The 14,543-nt window shown below is 30.9% G+C and carries 13 protein-coding genes; all 13 read right to left on the bottom strand.

Annotation, left to right across the window (positions count from 1 at the left end):
• Positions 1-128: 128 nt before the first annotated feature.
• The 13 genes from L1S46_RS17655 to L1S46_RS17595 all read right to left on the bottom strand — a co-directional run bounded on the left by L1S46_RS17655 (position 129) and on the right by L1S46_RS17595 (position 14,233).
• On the bottom strand, positions 129-446 hold the full coding sequence (locus L1S46_RS17655; RefSeq protein ID WP_065418791.1) for a ferredoxin family protein: 318 nt from the start codon (positions 444-446) through the stop codon (positions 129-131).
• Positions 430-2,136 carry an adenylyl-sulfate reductase subunit alpha gene (locus L1S46_RS17650; RefSeq protein ID WP_238900578.1) on the bottom strand — a complete coding sequence of 569 codons (1,707 nt, stop codon included), beginning with the start codon at positions 2,134-2,136 and terminating at the stop codon, positions 430-432. The genes L1S46_RS17655 and L1S46_RS17650 overlap by 17 nt, the downstream gene beginning before the upstream one ends.
• A 46-nt stretch (positions 2,137-2,182) precedes the next feature.
• Entirely contained in the window at positions 2,183-3,247 is a 1,065-nt protein-coding gene (locus tag L1S46_RS17645) for an ABC transporter ATP-binding protein (RefSeq protein WP_012060347.1), read from the bottom strand.
• Positions 3,248-3,252: 5 nt separating this feature from the next.
• Positions 3,253-4,068 carry a sulfate ABC transporter permease subunit CysW gene (cysW, locus tag L1S46_RS17640; RefSeq protein WP_238900615.1) on the bottom strand — a complete coding sequence of 272 codons (816 nt, stop codon included), beginning with the start codon at positions 4,066-4,068 and terminating at the stop codon, positions 3,253-3,255.
• 27 nt (positions 4,069-4,095) lie between these two features.
• Entirely contained in the window at positions 4,096-4,920 is an 825-nt protein-coding gene (gene cysT / locus L1S46_RS17635; RefSeq protein WP_238900577.1) for a sulfate ABC transporter permease subunit CysT, read from the bottom strand.
• A 199-nt stretch (positions 4,921-5,119) separates the two neighbouring features.
• A complete protein-coding gene (locus L1S46_RS17630) occupies positions 5,120-6,163 on the bottom strand; it encodes a sulfate ABC transporter substrate-binding protein (protein ID WP_343217274.1) in 1,044 nt (347 codons plus the stop codon).
• 542 nt (positions 6,164-6,705) lie between these two features.
• Positions 6,706-7,752, bottom strand: coding sequence for a sulfate ABC transporter substrate-binding protein (locus L1S46_RS17625; RefSeq protein ID WP_275299021.1), 1,047 nt, complete (start codon positions 7,750-7,752; stop codon positions 6,706-6,708).
• Positions 7,753-8,210: 458 nt separating this feature from the next.
• Complete coding sequence (locus L1S46_RS17620; RefSeq protein ID WP_012060352.1) at positions 8,211-8,375, bottom strand: FeoB-associated Cys-rich membrane protein; 165 nt, start codon at positions 8,373-8,375, stop codon at positions 8,211-8,213.
• A 63-nt stretch (positions 8,376-8,438) separates the two neighbouring features.
• Positions 8,439-10,598: a ferrous iron transport protein B gene (gene feoB / locus L1S46_RS17615; RefSeq protein ID WP_238900576.1), complete on the bottom strand. Its 2,160-nt coding sequence runs from the start codon at positions 10,596-10,598 to the stop codon at positions 8,439-8,441.
• A gap of 74 nt (positions 10,599-10,672) precedes the next feature.
• Complete coding sequence (locus L1S46_RS17610) at positions 10,673-10,894, bottom strand: ferrous iron transport protein A (RefSeq protein WP_012060354.1); 222 nt, start codon at positions 10,892-10,894, stop codon at positions 10,673-10,675.
• 13 nt (positions 10,895-10,907) lie between these two features.
• A complete protein-coding gene (locus L1S46_RS17605; RefSeq protein WP_012060355.1) occupies positions 10,908-11,117 on the bottom strand; it encodes a FeoA family protein in 210 nt (69 codons plus the stop codon).
• A gap of 815 nt (positions 11,118-11,932) precedes the next feature.
• Positions 11,933-13,141 (bottom strand): NADP-dependent isocitrate dehydrogenase, encoded by a 1,209-nt coding sequence (locus L1S46_RS17600; RefSeq protein WP_238900575.1) that lies wholly within the window; start codon positions 13,139-13,141, stop codon positions 11,933-11,935.
• Positions 13,142-13,444: 303 nt separating this feature from the next.
• Positions 13,445-14,233 carry a phage replisome organizer N-terminal domain-containing protein gene (locus tag L1S46_RS17595; RefSeq protein WP_238900574.1) on the bottom strand — a complete coding sequence of 263 codons (789 nt, stop codon included), beginning with the start codon at positions 14,231-14,233 and terminating at the stop codon, positions 13,445-13,447.
• Positions 14,234-14,543 lie beyond the last annotated feature (310 nt).

Genomic DNA, 14,543 nt, shown 5'->3' with positions numbered 1-14,543 from the left:
TAGTCCCCCTATTTGCTAATTAAAATTTAAAATCTATGTCTTATCTCACAATTCACAGTTCACAATTTTAGATGAAATTACTTCGTAATTTCTTTAAATATTCTTTAATTGTGAATCGTGAATTGATTCTAATATTGATTTGAATCCTTACGGTTTATTTTAATTGAATGCTCTGTTCCATCAGTTTCTTCAATCTTCCAATCTGCAATATCATCTTTAAATTTAACTGTAAGTTTGCTTCCTCTTCCACCCATATCTGCTCCTAGATATAATGAAATGGAACCTGTAGGGCATTCTTTTATGCAAGAAGAGCATCCCCAACAATCTTTAGGATATTTTATATATACTTTCTTGCCATCTTCAGTTGATTTTATAAGACTTCCTGGACACACAGCTAAACATCTTTTGCATCCTATGCATTTATTTTTATTAATTGCTATGCTCATATGTTTCACCTCTTCCCACTAAATCTCTATATAACATTGTAAGTTTGCCATCTACAAGCTTCGAATTAACATATTTTAACCATTCATCGCTTTTCTCTGGATAATCAAGATTTTCTGCAAAGCTATGCCATCTAGTTTCTTTTCTCGCTTTTAAATGGGCAATTACAGATTTACAAAGAGTAAGTCTCTCTTTTAATTCATATACAAACATCAATTCATGCATATCTTCTGCATAAAGATTTTCACTTAATTTTTCAATTTGATCGATTTTCTCCATTGCAAGTTCAAGCTGCTTTTCATTAAATTGATAACTACTTCCAATTCCACCTGCATAAGTATCCATTACCTTCTGCATTGCTTCTTCAAGTTGTTCAAAATTAAATATCTGATTTTCAGAGTTTAATACTTTTTCAACTTCTAATTTCTTTTTCTTTATAAGTAAATCTTCTTCAACTGTTGATAAAGTAATAACATTTTTATCACTATTATTTATTGCTTCAACTGCTGCCTTTGCTGCAATTTCGCCTTCTACTAATGCTCCTGTAACATACTTTTGTGGACATCCACCAGCTACATCACCTGCTGCATAAAGACCTTTTATTGTTGTTTCTCTTTTAGTGTCAACCCAATATCCACTAGCAGTATGTCCACCTACTATGTATGGTTCTGTTCCTTCAATTTCTACATTTTGCTCACTTGGATTTTTTCCTGATTCTATCCATTTTAAAGTTTGACTAGGAGCCATGTTTAAATATGCTTTTTTTAATTCCTCATCTTGAGCGGAAGTAATACCTTCTGTTCTTAAATAACAAGGCCCTCTTCCTTCTTGATTTTCCTTTACTGTTCCATAAACTCTTTCTGATGTAGTTAGACCATATTTTGTTTCATAAACTTCTCCTTTTGAATTTACCTGCTTTGCGCCTACACCTTGAGCAATTGTACCCGTTGGTGCAATCGTGTCTTTACATCTCAAAGCAATAAATCTCATTTCAAAAGTAGTCATTTCAGCCCCTGCTTTTATTCCCATAGCATACCCTGCACCAGTGTTGAACGGAGGATACCACATTTTATGTCTTGAAAAACCTGGATTGTTAGGTTTATAAAGACCTGCTGCTCCACCAGTTGCGCATATTACCTTTTTTGCTTTAATTTCATATAGAATTTCTTCTTCTACACCAACTGCAAAAGCGCCAAGTATCTGATTATCTTTTACAATATAATCAATAACATTAACTTGATTCATAACAGTAACATCGTTTAGTTCCTGCACTGCATCTGCTAAAATAGGTTTAATATTTTCACCATTAATTTTTATATTTCTATTTCCTCTAGCCACATATTCGCCATTTTCATCTTTTAAGATAACAAGCCCTAAATCCTCTAACTTTTTTGTTACCTTATTTAAACCTTGTGACATTGTAAGAAGTAGATCTTCACGCACAATATTATCTGCATCTTTTTTAGCGTAATCCACATAGTCTTCAGGCTTTCTTCCTTTAACTATATATGCATTGATTGCATTTACTCCGGCTGCTAAGCACCCACTTCTCTTAATATTAGCTTTTTCAAGTATAAGTACGGATGCATTAGAATTTTCACGTATGGTTAAGGCCGCATAGCACCCAGCAGTACCTCCTCCAATAATTAATATATCAGTTTCTAATTGTTTTACTTGAACGTTCTTACTCATAGCATATCTCCTTTTTTTAAGGTCAATATTTTTTGATTGTGCCGTGTTAAATAAATACAGACATTTCTTCTGTTTTAATCTTATTTTCCACAACATTTGCACTTTTTTCATCAAATGCATAAACTCTATGGATTAAAACGAAAACTTCTTCACCAATTTTTAATTCTTCATCTTCCAAACTACGATATCCATAAAATATTTGGTTCCCTACCTGTACGTCTATTTCAAGATTATTTCCTCTAAATGCAATACCTTTTACAATTCCCTTTTCTGCTGCAAGAGGAGTCAAAATCTCCTTATCATTTTTAGCAATTTGTATAAACTCAGGACGTACTATTGCTTTTGTTTCTTTAGGGTTCACAACTTCAAATCCTTTTAGCTTAGTATAATCATCTATTAGATTGGATTCACCAATAAATTGCGCTACGAAATGAGTCTTTGGATTCTTATATATCTCAACTGGGCTACCTTTCTGCTCAATTTTCCCTCTATTTGTTATTATTATTTCATCTGCCACTTCTACAGCTTCATCTTGATCATGGGTTACAAAAATGCTTGTTATTCCCAATTTCGATATTGTTTCTCTAAGCCATCTTCTAAGTTCTTTTCTTACCTTCGCATCAATTGCTGCAAAAGGCTCATCTAGTAGTAACAACTGTGGATTAGGAGCAAGTGCTCTAGCAAAAGCTACACGTTGTCTTTGTCCACCAGACAATTGGCCTGGATACCTTTTTTCAAGACCTTTAAGACCAATAAGCTCTATAAGTTCCATAACTCTCTCATGTATATAATCTTTTTTAGCTTTTTGTACCACAAGACCAAACGCTACATTATCATAAACTGTCATATGACGAAATAGAGCATAACTTTGAAATACAAAGCCAATTCCTCTTTTTCCCGGTTCTATATCATTGACTTTAACTCCATTAATAATGATATCTCCTTCATCTGGAGTTTCAAGACCTGCTATCATCCTAAGTATAGTAGTCTTACCACTTCCACTTGGGCCTAAAAGACCAATTAATTTTCCCTGCTCTATCCTAAAACTAACATTGTCAGACGCCTTATAATCTCCGAATCTTTTATTAATATTCTTTAGTTCCACATACATAGATACTACACCCCCTTCTTAGTTTTCCATTCCACAATATTACGCAATATTAAAACAATAACTGCAATGATTACCAATATTGAAGCAACTGCAAAAGCTGCTGAAAATTGATATTCGTTATATAAGATTTCAATGTGTAATGGAAGAGTATTTGTCTTTCCTCTAATATGACCAGATACCACTGATACTGCCCCAAACTCTCCCATTGCTCTTGCTGCACAAAGTATTACTCCATATATAAGTCCCCATTTAATATTAGGAAGAGTTATTTTTCTAAATATATTAAATCCATTAGCTCCCATCATCGCTGCTGCTTCTTCTTCATCAGTTCCCTGAGCATTCATTAAAGGTATTATCTCTCTCGCTACAAACGGAAAGGTTACAAATATAGTTGCTAATATTATCCCTGGTACAGCAAATACTATTTTTATATTATTTGGAACTAAAATATTTTCTAAAAAGCTCCCTTTTCCAAATGTTAATACGAATATTAATCCTGCAATAACAGGTGATATTGCAAATGGTAAATCAATTAAGGTTCCTAGCAAGTTCTTCCCTCTAAATTTAAATTTTGTTATAGTCCATGCAACACATATACCAAATATAGTATTCATGATTGTTGCTATTAACGTAGCTATTAATGTGAGGTTCATAGCTTTAAGAGTATATCCATCTGAAATTGCTTTAATATATGCACTAAATCCTTTAGCCAAAGCTTCAGAAATTATCGATATCAGTGGAATAATAAGCATTAATGTAAGAAAAACTATACTTATACCTATCAAACCGTATTTCAATAATTTATTTTCACTTCTATTCATCGATGTTTTTTTCACTTACTACTCACCTCATATCTGCTTTAATTTACTATTGTATAGTTGAATTCCATTTATAACGAATAATATTAAGAATGAAGCACCTAACATAACTAAAGCTATAGCCGTAGCACCACTATAATCGTATTGTTCCAATCTTGACATAATTAAAAGAGGTGCAATTTCTGTTTTCATTGGAAGATTTCCTGCGATAAACACTACACTTCCATACTCACCAACACCTCTTGCAAAGGCTAAACCAAATCCAGTTAATAATGGTGCTGATATTTCTGGAAATATTACTTTGCAAAAAGTTCTTACTCTACTGGCTCCAAGCATTGCCGCCGCTTCTTCATATTGTCCATCTAAATCTTCAAGAACCGGTTGAATTGTTCTTACAACAAACGGAATTCCTATAAATGTTAAAGCTATAACAATTCCTAAAATAGAAAATGATGATTTTATTCCAAATGAATAAAGTATTTTTCCTATCCAACCATTCTCAGAATATAAGGTAGTAAGTGAGATACCTGCAACAGCTGTTGGCAGTGCAAATGGTAAATCAATTATTCCGTCTATAAATCTTTTAAATGGAAAATCGTATCTGACTAAAACCCACGCTAAGATAACTCCGAATATGCTATTTATTATCGCTGCTATAAATGCAGCACCAAAACTTACCAAGTATCCGTGTAATGTTCTAGCATTTAATACTGTACTAAGAAATTTATCTAATCCCATTCCCCCTGACTTTATGACTAAAGCTGATAAAGGAATTAAAACTATAAGGCTTAGGTAAACAAGAGAAAAACCCATTGTCAATCTAAATCCAGGAATAACTCTTTTTGTCTTGCTCATATTCATCCCCCACTCTAACAAAATAATTACTATATTTAAGAATTTCTCTGATACCTAGCCACTTTTATCTTCCTCTTATTTAAGTTGGATATAAAACTGGCAATCTCCCAGATTTGATTCTCCTTGATGGTATAAGTCCAACTAAAATTCCTTTTGGTATCCCCCTCTAAATCGATTTTCACTTTATACTCTAATATTCTCAGTTTTTAGGAATATAGATTTGGTCAAATGTTCCTCCATCTGAGAAATGAGTCTCTTGAGCTTTTTTCCATCCTCCAAATAAGGAATCATCTATTGTTACAAGATCCAATTTAGGAAATGTATCCTTATATTCCTCAGCAACTTCGTTATCTCTTGGCCTGTAATAGTTTTGAGCTACTATTTCTTGTCCTTCTTTAGTATATAAGTAGCCCAAGTATGCTTCAGCAACCTCTTTAGTACCTCTTTTATCAGCAACTTCATCTACAACTGCAACCGATGGCTCTGTTAAAATACTTAAAGATGGAGTTACTATTTCATAATTATCTTTTCCAAGCTGCTCTAGTGATAACATAGCTTCATTCTCCCAAGCTATAAGAACATCACCTAATCCTCTTCTAACAAAACTAGTAGTTGCTCCTCTTGATCCTGAATCTAATACAACTACATTCGAATATAACTTGGACATAAACTCTTTTATAGAATTTTCATCACCATTATATTTTTTTGATGCATAAGCCCAGGCCGCTAAGTAATTCCATCTAGCTCCACCTGAAGTTTTTGGATTTGGTGTTACAATCGAAACACCATCCTTTGTTAAGTCATCCCAATCTTTTATATTCTTTGGATTTCCTTTTCTAACAAGAAAAACAATAGTTGAAGTATATGGTGCACTATTTTCTTTAAACCTACTTTGCCAATCACTATTCAAAAGACCAGCTTTGCTTATGGCATCAATATCATATCCTAATGCTAAAGTCACAATATCAGCATCTAATCCTCCCATAACTGCCTGCGCTTGTGAACCAGATCCTCCATGAGATTGATCTATTGTTACATCTTGTCCAGTTTTTTCTTTCCAGTACTTTATGAAACTTTCATTAAACTTAGTGTATAATTCTCTTGTAGGATCATATGATACATTCAAGAGTTCCACTGGTTTTTTGCTATTATCGCCATTAGTTCCTTGCTTTCCACATCCAACAAAAGTCCCAGTAATTAATGTAATAGAAAGCATCAAACATAAAATCCCAGTTTTTTTCACAATATTCTCCCCAATCTTTTTTCATAAATATTTATTGCTCATATGTAAAAAATCAATATTCATATATGTTTAGTAGGGTTTTAATTAAATAACGCCCTGCAAATAACAAGCTTTAGTATACGTTGCAGTAATAAATTTACACTTAAAGTTTTATTAATCTAAGATCCAATTGAGACTGCCATATAGAAACCTAATTAATTCACATATTATTAAAACTTTATCTCAATGTATTATATAAAATAATGCTTGATGTGATGATTGCACCGTTTAACTAAATATGTATAATGTCTTTTTTATTTCCTACTAATTTTATAAACTTTATATGAAATATACTATAAGGGAAATTTATGTTTTTGTCAATAAAATTAACTTAAAAATATTAATTTTTAACAAAAACCAAACTTACCAAATGAAAATGTTAAATTTTATTTAGTAAGTTTTTGAAATTATTATTTTGTAAAATCTTGTTTATATTTTGAAATTACCAAAGTTTGTATTTATGATTATAAACTTAATATTAACTTATTGGGCTCATCGAATCATTATTTTTTAGGAATATAAATTTGATCGAATGTTCCTCCATCTGAGAAATGAGTTTCCTGAGCTTTCGCCCATCCTCCAAATTCACTGTCTATTGTAACTAAATTAACTTCTGGAAATGTGCTCTTATACTTTTCAGCAACTTCCTTATCTCTAGGTCTATAGTAATTTTCTGCTGCTATTTCTTGTCCTTCTTTAGTATATAGATAATCTAAATACCCCTGCGCAACTTCTCTAGTTCCCTTTTTATCAACAACTTTATCAACTACAGCAACAGGCGGTTCTGCCAAAATACTTAATGATGGCACTACTATTTCATACTGATCTTTTCCAAGTTGATTAAGTGATAAAAGGGCCTCATTTTCCCATGCTATAAGTACATCACCTAATCCTCTCTCAACAAAACTTGTTGTTGCCCCCCTAGCTCCTGAATCCAATACTACTACATTTGAGTATAATTTTGACATAAAATCTTTTATAGCCTTTTCATCACCATTATACTTTTTCGATGCATAGGCCCAAGCTGCCAAGTAGTTCCATCTAGCTCCTCCTGATGTTTTTGGATTCGGGGTTACTATTGAAACTCCATCCTTTGTCAAATCATCCCAATCCCTTATATTCTTAGGATTTCCTTTTCTAACAAGAAAAACTATAGTCGATGTATATGGTGAACTATTTTCTTTAAATTTACTTTGCCAATCATTATTTACAAGACCAGCTTGACTTATAGCATCTATATCATAACCCAATGCCAAGGTTACAATATCAGCTTCCAATCCACCAATTACTGATTGCGCCTGTGCACCAGAGCCTCCATGTGATTGATTTATTGTTACATCTTGTCCAGTTTTATCCTTCCAATATTTTATAAAACTATCATTAAATTTTGTATATAATTCTCTTGTTGGATCATATGATACATTCAAAAGCTCTACAGGTTTTTTACTGTTTGAATTTTCACTATTAGCTTCTTGCTTTCCACAACCTATAAAAGCCCCCATTATTAAAGCTATCGAAAGCGTAACACTTAATATTCTTCTCTTTTTCATAACATTTGCCCCTTTCAAATTTATTATTTATCATATATGTTTAGTAGGCTTTTAGTTATAATTGCCTATCTAAATCTCAATTAAAGAATTTATAACAACATCAATAATTCGTATTATTTTATTGGTTATACTGATATTTGTTTTAATCCCTATTATTTCAATAGGATTTATATGATTTATACTATAGTTTATATTATTCACTTTGTCAATACATTTATTCAAGAAAATTCCATTAACAAAAAAACAGTACCCACAGTTTTCTCTCCACAAATATAAACTTCAAGAAAAGAACAAAATCATAGGAGACTTTAGAATCTGGAGAATAAAAAAAGTAGTTGCCTTAAACAACTACTTAACATATATGCCGCAATATTTACATCTAATATACTAATAAACTAATTGCTCATTTAATACTAAAATATAGGTTTCTAATTGCAACATATTTAATTATTAGCATTCTATTTTTGCTTTATTTTTATTCCGTGGCATGCATTAGCTGATGAACAACCGGAGCATCCACATCCGCAACCACTTTCTCCATTTTTAGCTTTTTTTATTTGCTTCCCTATTACAAATGCCATAAATCCAAATATTATACCAGCTAATATAATTGTTGCCACCATAATTATCACTCCTCAAATCTTAATCTAAGTAAACCGTTATACTTAAATCTAGTTGTATAAACATTATTTTGTATAACTTAAATTAGCATTAACTACTTTTTCTTTTGATCCTTTTGATCCTTTTCTTCCTGTTGCTATAACTATAAATACTACAGCTACTGCAATTATAATTGAAACTACAGCTCCAACTAAACTTCCAACCCCCAATATATAATTACCAACTTGGTTAATAACAAGTGCCACTATATATGCAGTTGCTGTCTGGAATCCTATAGTAATAAATGTCCATTTCCAATTTCCCATTTCACGTCTTATTGTACCAATTGCCGCGAAACAAGGAGCACAAAGTAAATTGAATGCCATAAATGCAAACCCGCTTGCTGCTGTAAACATTGCACCAACATTATTAATTAATGTCGGATCAGTTTCAGATGCATCTGCTATTCCATATAAGACACCAAATGTTCCAACAAGATTTTCCTTTGCAACAAGTCCTGTAACTGTTGAAACTGATGATTGCCAATTTCCAAAGCCAAGTGGTGCAAATATAGGTGCAATAATATTTCCTAGGCTTGCTAATATACTATTATCTGCGTCTACCATTTCGAATGACCAATTAAATGATTGTAAGAACCATACTGCTGCACAAGAAACTAAAATTATTGTTCCGGCTTTTGCTATAAATGCTTTTACTCTATCCCACATATGAATGACTACACTTTTTGCGCTTGGTATATGATATTGTGGTAATTCCATAACAAATGGTGAAGGATCTCCAGAAAATAATTTTGTTTTCTTTAATATAATTCCACAAACAACAATCATTATTATTCCCAAGAAATATGCTGATGGAGCTACCCACGCTGAATCATTAAAGAATGCTGATGCAATTAAAGCTATAATTGGCAACTTAGCACTACAAGGAATAAATGTAGTTAACATAATTGTCATTTTTCTATCTCTCTCGTTTTCCATTGTACGTGTTGCCATAATACCAGGTACACCACAACCAGAGCTAATAAGCATTGGTATAAATGACTTCCCTGAAAGACCAAACTTACGGAAAATTCTATCCATAATAAATGCTACACGGGCCATATATCCACAGTCCTCAAGTACAGATAAGAATAAGAATAAAAGTATAATCTGTGGTACAAATCCAATTACCGAACCTACTCCACTAATTATTCCATTAATGACTAATCCTTGTAACCAGTCAGCTACATTTGCACTTGCCATCCAATCTGAAGCACTTCCTTGAATTATCTCTCCAAATAACGTATCATTAATCCAATCAGTTCCTATTGTCCCTATTGTTATTGCAATATAATATACTGCATACATAATAACCACAAAAATTGGCAATGCCAAGAAACGATTTGTAACAATTTTATCAATTTTGTCTGATGTTGTTTCTCTTCCATTACTGCTCTTTTTAATCGCACTTGAAACTACATCTCCTATAAATGCATATCTATCTGAAGTAACAATACTTTCACTATCGTCATCAAGTTCATTTTCATATTTCTGTATTACTGCTTCTATATCACTTAATATTTTTTCTGGAATTTTTAAATTATCTATTATGTTTTTATCACGCTCAAATAATTTTATAGAAAGCCAATTAATATTAGTATCTTTACCTTGTATATTACCTTGGACAATTTTTTCTATCTCTTTAAAAGCATCTCTAGCTTCTTTTGAAAATGGCACTTGAAAATTTGGCTTTTTCTTTGAATTAGCTATTTCTATAGCCTTTTCCGCTGCTGCTTTAACACCATTCCCTTTAAGTGCAGAAGTTTCAACTACTGGACACCCTAGAGTTTTTGATAATTTATTAATATCTATTTTATCTCCATTTTTCTCTACAATATCCATCATGTTAAGTGCTATAACTGTAGGAATTCCTAATTCCAAAATCTGAGTTGTTAAATATAAATTTCTTTCTATATTAGATGCATCCACAATATTAATTACTGCGTCTGGTCTATCATTTATCATAAAATTACGTGTTACAACTTCTTCAAGTGTATATGGTGATAGAGAATAAACTCCTGGTAAATCGACAATTTCAACTTCCTTATGTCCTTTTAACTTACCACCCTTTTTTTCAACAGTTACCCCTGGCCAGTTACCAACATATTGTGATGAACCTGTAAGTTCATTAAACATAGTTGTCTTTCCACAATTAGGGTTACCTGCAAGCCCTATTTTAATTGACATTTCTATTCCTCCTCATCACTATATATACCTTTCTTTATTAAATTGAACTATGGTATATATTTTTTTGTATTGAATTACTCTACAAGTATCATTTCTGCATCAGCTTTACGAAGTGATAATTCATATCCACGAACTGTTACTTCTATTGGATCTCCAAGTGGCGCCACTTTACGAACATACACTTCACACCCTCTTGTTATTCCCATATCCATAATACGTCTACGGACTGGTCCTAACCCATCAACCTTTTTAACCTTAACAGTTTGTCCACATTTAATCTCCTTTAATGTGTTCATTATAAAAATCCTCCTAAACTATAATTCTACTTGCCATTCTTTTATCTAATGCAACTCTGCTATCCTTAACATTTATTATTAGATTTCCTCCAAGTTCAGAAATAATTTTAACCGTTTCACCTGTAACAAACCCTAAACTGTTTAAAAATCTTTTTGTTTCATCATTTCCAGTAATCTTTTTAATATTCATTTCATTTCCCTTATTAGCTAATATTAATGGCATAATGCTTCCCCCTTAATTAGATTCACTAATCTTTGTATAAATTATTTATGTATAATTCCTTATATTTTATCGCCAATTAAAGTCACAATCAATTGATAATGATTTTAATTAACTTCTCTATAAATAATAATAGCACTTTTCACTCCCATTGAAAATGATTTTCAATGACTTTTTTTAAAAATTATATTTTCATTAATTGGTAACGTTTTATTATTGCATTTTTGCTTTTTTTGTTAAATTTACTTAATTATTTTAATAAATTTATAATTGTTAATATCTTATTTGATTCTATGAACTTCAATAATTCAAATGACTTTTTCATAAAAAATAAGAATTCTTACTATAGAAACATATATTTTTATTAGCTAAATATATAGACTCTACTCTTATTCAAAAACTTTATTAACTAAAATTCTCAAACATATGCCGTGTATTTCAATATATATTACCAAAATAATTCTTCATCCTAACTCTAAAAATATTGCAAAATTTTTTTAGAATTATTGTGAATTGTAAAATGTACATTCTAAATTGCAACATATATATATACATAACATCATCAACTAAGTTTCCTATATTTTTTATATTCATTTTATTCAAAATGAATATAAAAAATAGACTATCCAAAATAGAAAAACATTCTATCTTGCACAGCCTATTTTCATTTATACTTTATATATGTATTAGTTAAATTTCTAAATTTTCAACATAACTTAGCACTTGTTGTGCTAGACTTTAAATATAAATCTATTATTAAAACACAGATATAACATTGCGTGTATTCATTCTTAAATATTAAATCACACAAAATAAGATTAAAGTATCTCCTCTAATGTCTTTCTTATAGCTTTAATAAAGTCAAATGTATTTAATGTTTGAATGTTATCATGCTCAGCAAGTAATGCTAGGTCTTTAGTCATTATTCCATCTTCAATTGTTTTAATTGAAGCCTTTTCCAATTTATCTGCAAAATCCACTAAAGCTGAATTATTATCTAATTCTCCTCTTTTCTTTAAGGCTCCAGACCATGCGAATATTGTTGCAATAGAATTTGTTGATGTTTCTTCACCTTGTAAGTGTTTATAATAATGCCTTTGAACAGTTCCATGTGCCGCTTCATATTCATAGTTTCCTTCTGGTGAGACAAGTACAGATGTCATCATTGCAAGTGAACCAAATGCTGTAGCAACCATATCACTCATTACGTCTCCATCGTAGTTCTTACAAGCCCAGATAATTCCACCTTCTGATTTAACAACTCTAGCAACAACATCATCAATTAACGTATAGAAATATTCAATTCCTGCCTCATCAAACTTAGCTTTATATTCATCATCAAAAATATCTTGAAAAATATCCTTAAATGTATGATCATATTTCTTTGAAATTGTGTCTTTAGTTGCAAACCATAGATCTTGTTTAGTATCTAGTGCAAAATTAAAGCAAGCTCTTGCAAAACTTTCAATAGACTTATTAAGGTTATGCATACCAAGGACTACTCCATCACCTGCAAAGTTATGTACTAACTCTCTTTTTTCTTCGCCAGTCTCAGAGGTAAATACAAGTTCACATTTACCTTTACCTTCTATTTTCATTTCAACATCCCTATATACATCCCCATAAGCATGTCTTGCTATCGTAATAGGCTTTTTCCATGTTCTAACATATGGCTTAACTGGTTCTACTATAATTGGTGCCCTAAATACTGTTCCATCTAATATTGCTCTTATAGTTCCATTAGGACTTTTCCACATTTCTTTTAAATCATACTCTTTAACTCTTGCTGCATTTGGTGTAATAGTTGCACATTTCACACCAACTTTATACTTTTTGATAGCTTCTGCAGCATCTACAGTAACTTGATCGTCAGTTTCATTTCTATACTCTAATCCAAGATCATAATATTCTGTATTTAATTCGATAAAAGGATTTAATAATTCCTCTTTTATTGCGCCCCAAATAATTCTTGTCATTTCATCTCCATCCATTTCAACTAACGGAGTTGACATTTTTATTTTTTCCATATTTATTGCCTCCTATATTGCTTATATTTACTTTAAAAATCTTTAGAAACTAACTTTCTTTTTCCTTTTAGATATCTTAATTTCTATAAATAATTATACAATATTAACTCCCTATTTTCAAACAATTAGCATTATTATATATGTTTTAATAATAAATTCATATTTAAATTTCTAATAGGCTAAGCACTTAATTAAGGCAAAATATCGAAACTCAATTTTAATATATATAATAATTCTTCATGATACTTCTAAAAATATTGCAAGAATTTTAACCGTAATTGTGAATTGCCATATATATTACAATTACTCAAAAGACCACTCAGCTATTATAGTTTCTCCTTCTCCTAAAGTAATATCACCGTCACTAAGCCAGCAAATAGCATCATCCCTATGTCTATTATCTGTAGAATCATCCTCATCATACACTTCTATAATACTCTCATTTTTCTTTTTATTTACTTTTCTCTTCTTACCTACATCTTTTTTAACTTCAAAAATTACAGGAAAATTATTATGTTGATCAATCTCATCCTTCTTTACTTCCGTCACATTACTATTGTTATCAAATTCATTTTCACTATTTAGTTTTGGATCATCTACTTTTAAAAGTGCTATTTCATCATTCTTATTTTCTTTAATATCTACTTTTCCTTGTATGTTAGTCATACCTTTAGAACTTACTTCTATATTCTTACTTTTATCCATATCAGTCTTTTCTAAAATTTCTATCTCATTTTCTTTTTTTACAATTTCAGATTTTTCCTTGACTTTGATATTTTGATGCTTTACAAAATTTTTCACCTTGTATACATTATTATCTACGATTTCAATCATTTCTAAATTCATTAGAACGTCTAACGCAGCTTTTACTTCACTTATCTCTCTATTAAATTCTATTGATAAGCTCTCTACTGTGTATGGAATATTTCTTGACATATATAATTCTCCCTCTTGATTTACCTTTCCAGCTAAAACAACCATCCTGTTCCAAACATAGTGAATAAGATCTCTATTAGACATTCTATCTATTATTTTAAATTTTGTGTCATCATACATATCAACTCTAAATTTAACATACTTTCTTTCTCTCATGCTCATCAATCCCCTTTCATACTCATATACCACTAATTAATTCAAAAAAATGTTCTTATATGCAGCATAGCTGCTCTTTTCAATGTGCGTATCTTCTTTCTCTCATATTCATCATTTCCCCCATATTTACTTCTTAATAAATTAATCCAAAAAAGGTTACTATATTCAGAAAGGTTCCGCATTGCAGCATAGCTGCTCTTTTTATCGGTGCATATTTATCCTTCCAATTAATATATACGCAAAAACCTGCTAAGAAAAATCAACACTTTTTTAGTAGGTTTTTTAAAATAAATATTTATATTTAGAGGCA

The organism is Clostridium sp. YIM B02500 (assembly GCF_022324665.1).
In the GTDB taxonomy this organism is placed as follows: Bacteria; Bacillota; Clostridia; order Clostridiales; family Clostridiaceae; genus Clostridium; species Clostridium beijerinckii.
Note: the sequence above shows the minus strand (reverse complement) of the source record. Positions and strands in the feature narration are given on the sequence as shown.

Excerpts from the sequence above, each read along its gene's own strand:
- cysT (WP_238900577.1), bottom strand. The coding sequence starts at position 4,920 with ATGAGCAAGACAAAAAGAGTTATTCCTGGATTTAGATTGACAATGGGT.
- L1S46_RS17620 (WP_012060352.1), bottom strand. The coding sequence starts at position 8,375 with ATGGTGGCAACAATTATATTAGCTGGTATAATATTTGGATTTATGGCA.
- L1S46_RS17605 (WP_012060355.1), bottom strand. The coding sequence starts at position 11,117 with ATGCCATTAATATTAGCTAATAAGGGAAATGAAATGAATATTAAAAAG.
- L1S46_RS17595 (WP_238900574.1), bottom strand. The coding sequence starts at position 14,233 with ATGAGAGAAAGAAAGTATGTTAAATTTAGAGTTGATATGTATGATGAC.
- feoB (WP_238900576.1), bottom strand. The coding sequence starts at position 10,598 with ATGTCAATTAAAATAGGGCTTGCAGGTAACCCTAATTGTGGAAAGACA.
- L1S46_RS17645 (WP_012060347.1), bottom strand. The coding sequence starts at position 3,247 with ATGTATGTGGAACTAAAGAATATTAATAAAAGATTCGGAGATTATAAG.
- L1S46_RS17625 (WP_275299021.1), bottom strand. The coding sequence starts at position 7,752 with ATGAAAAAGAGAAGAATATTAAGTGTTACGCTTTCGATAGCTTTAATA.
- L1S46_RS17600 (WP_238900575.1), bottom strand. The coding sequence starts at position 13,141 with ATGGAAAAAATAAAAATGTCAACTCCGTTAGTTGAAATGGATGGAGAT.
- cysW (WP_238900615.1), bottom strand. The coding sequence starts at position 4,068 with ATGAATAGAAGTGAAAATAAATTATTGAAATACGGTTTGATAGGTATA.
- L1S46_RS17610 (WP_012060354.1), bottom strand. The coding sequence starts at position 10,894 with ATGAACACATTAAAGGAGATTAAATGTGGACAAACTGTTAAGGTTAAA.
- L1S46_RS17650 (WP_238900578.1), bottom strand. The coding sequence starts at position 2,136 with ATGAGTAAGAACGTTCAAGTAAAACAATTAGAAACTGATATATTAATT.
- L1S46_RS17655 (WP_065418791.1), bottom strand. The coding sequence starts at position 446 with ATGAGCATAGCAATTAATAAAAATAAATGCATAGGATGCAAAAGATGT.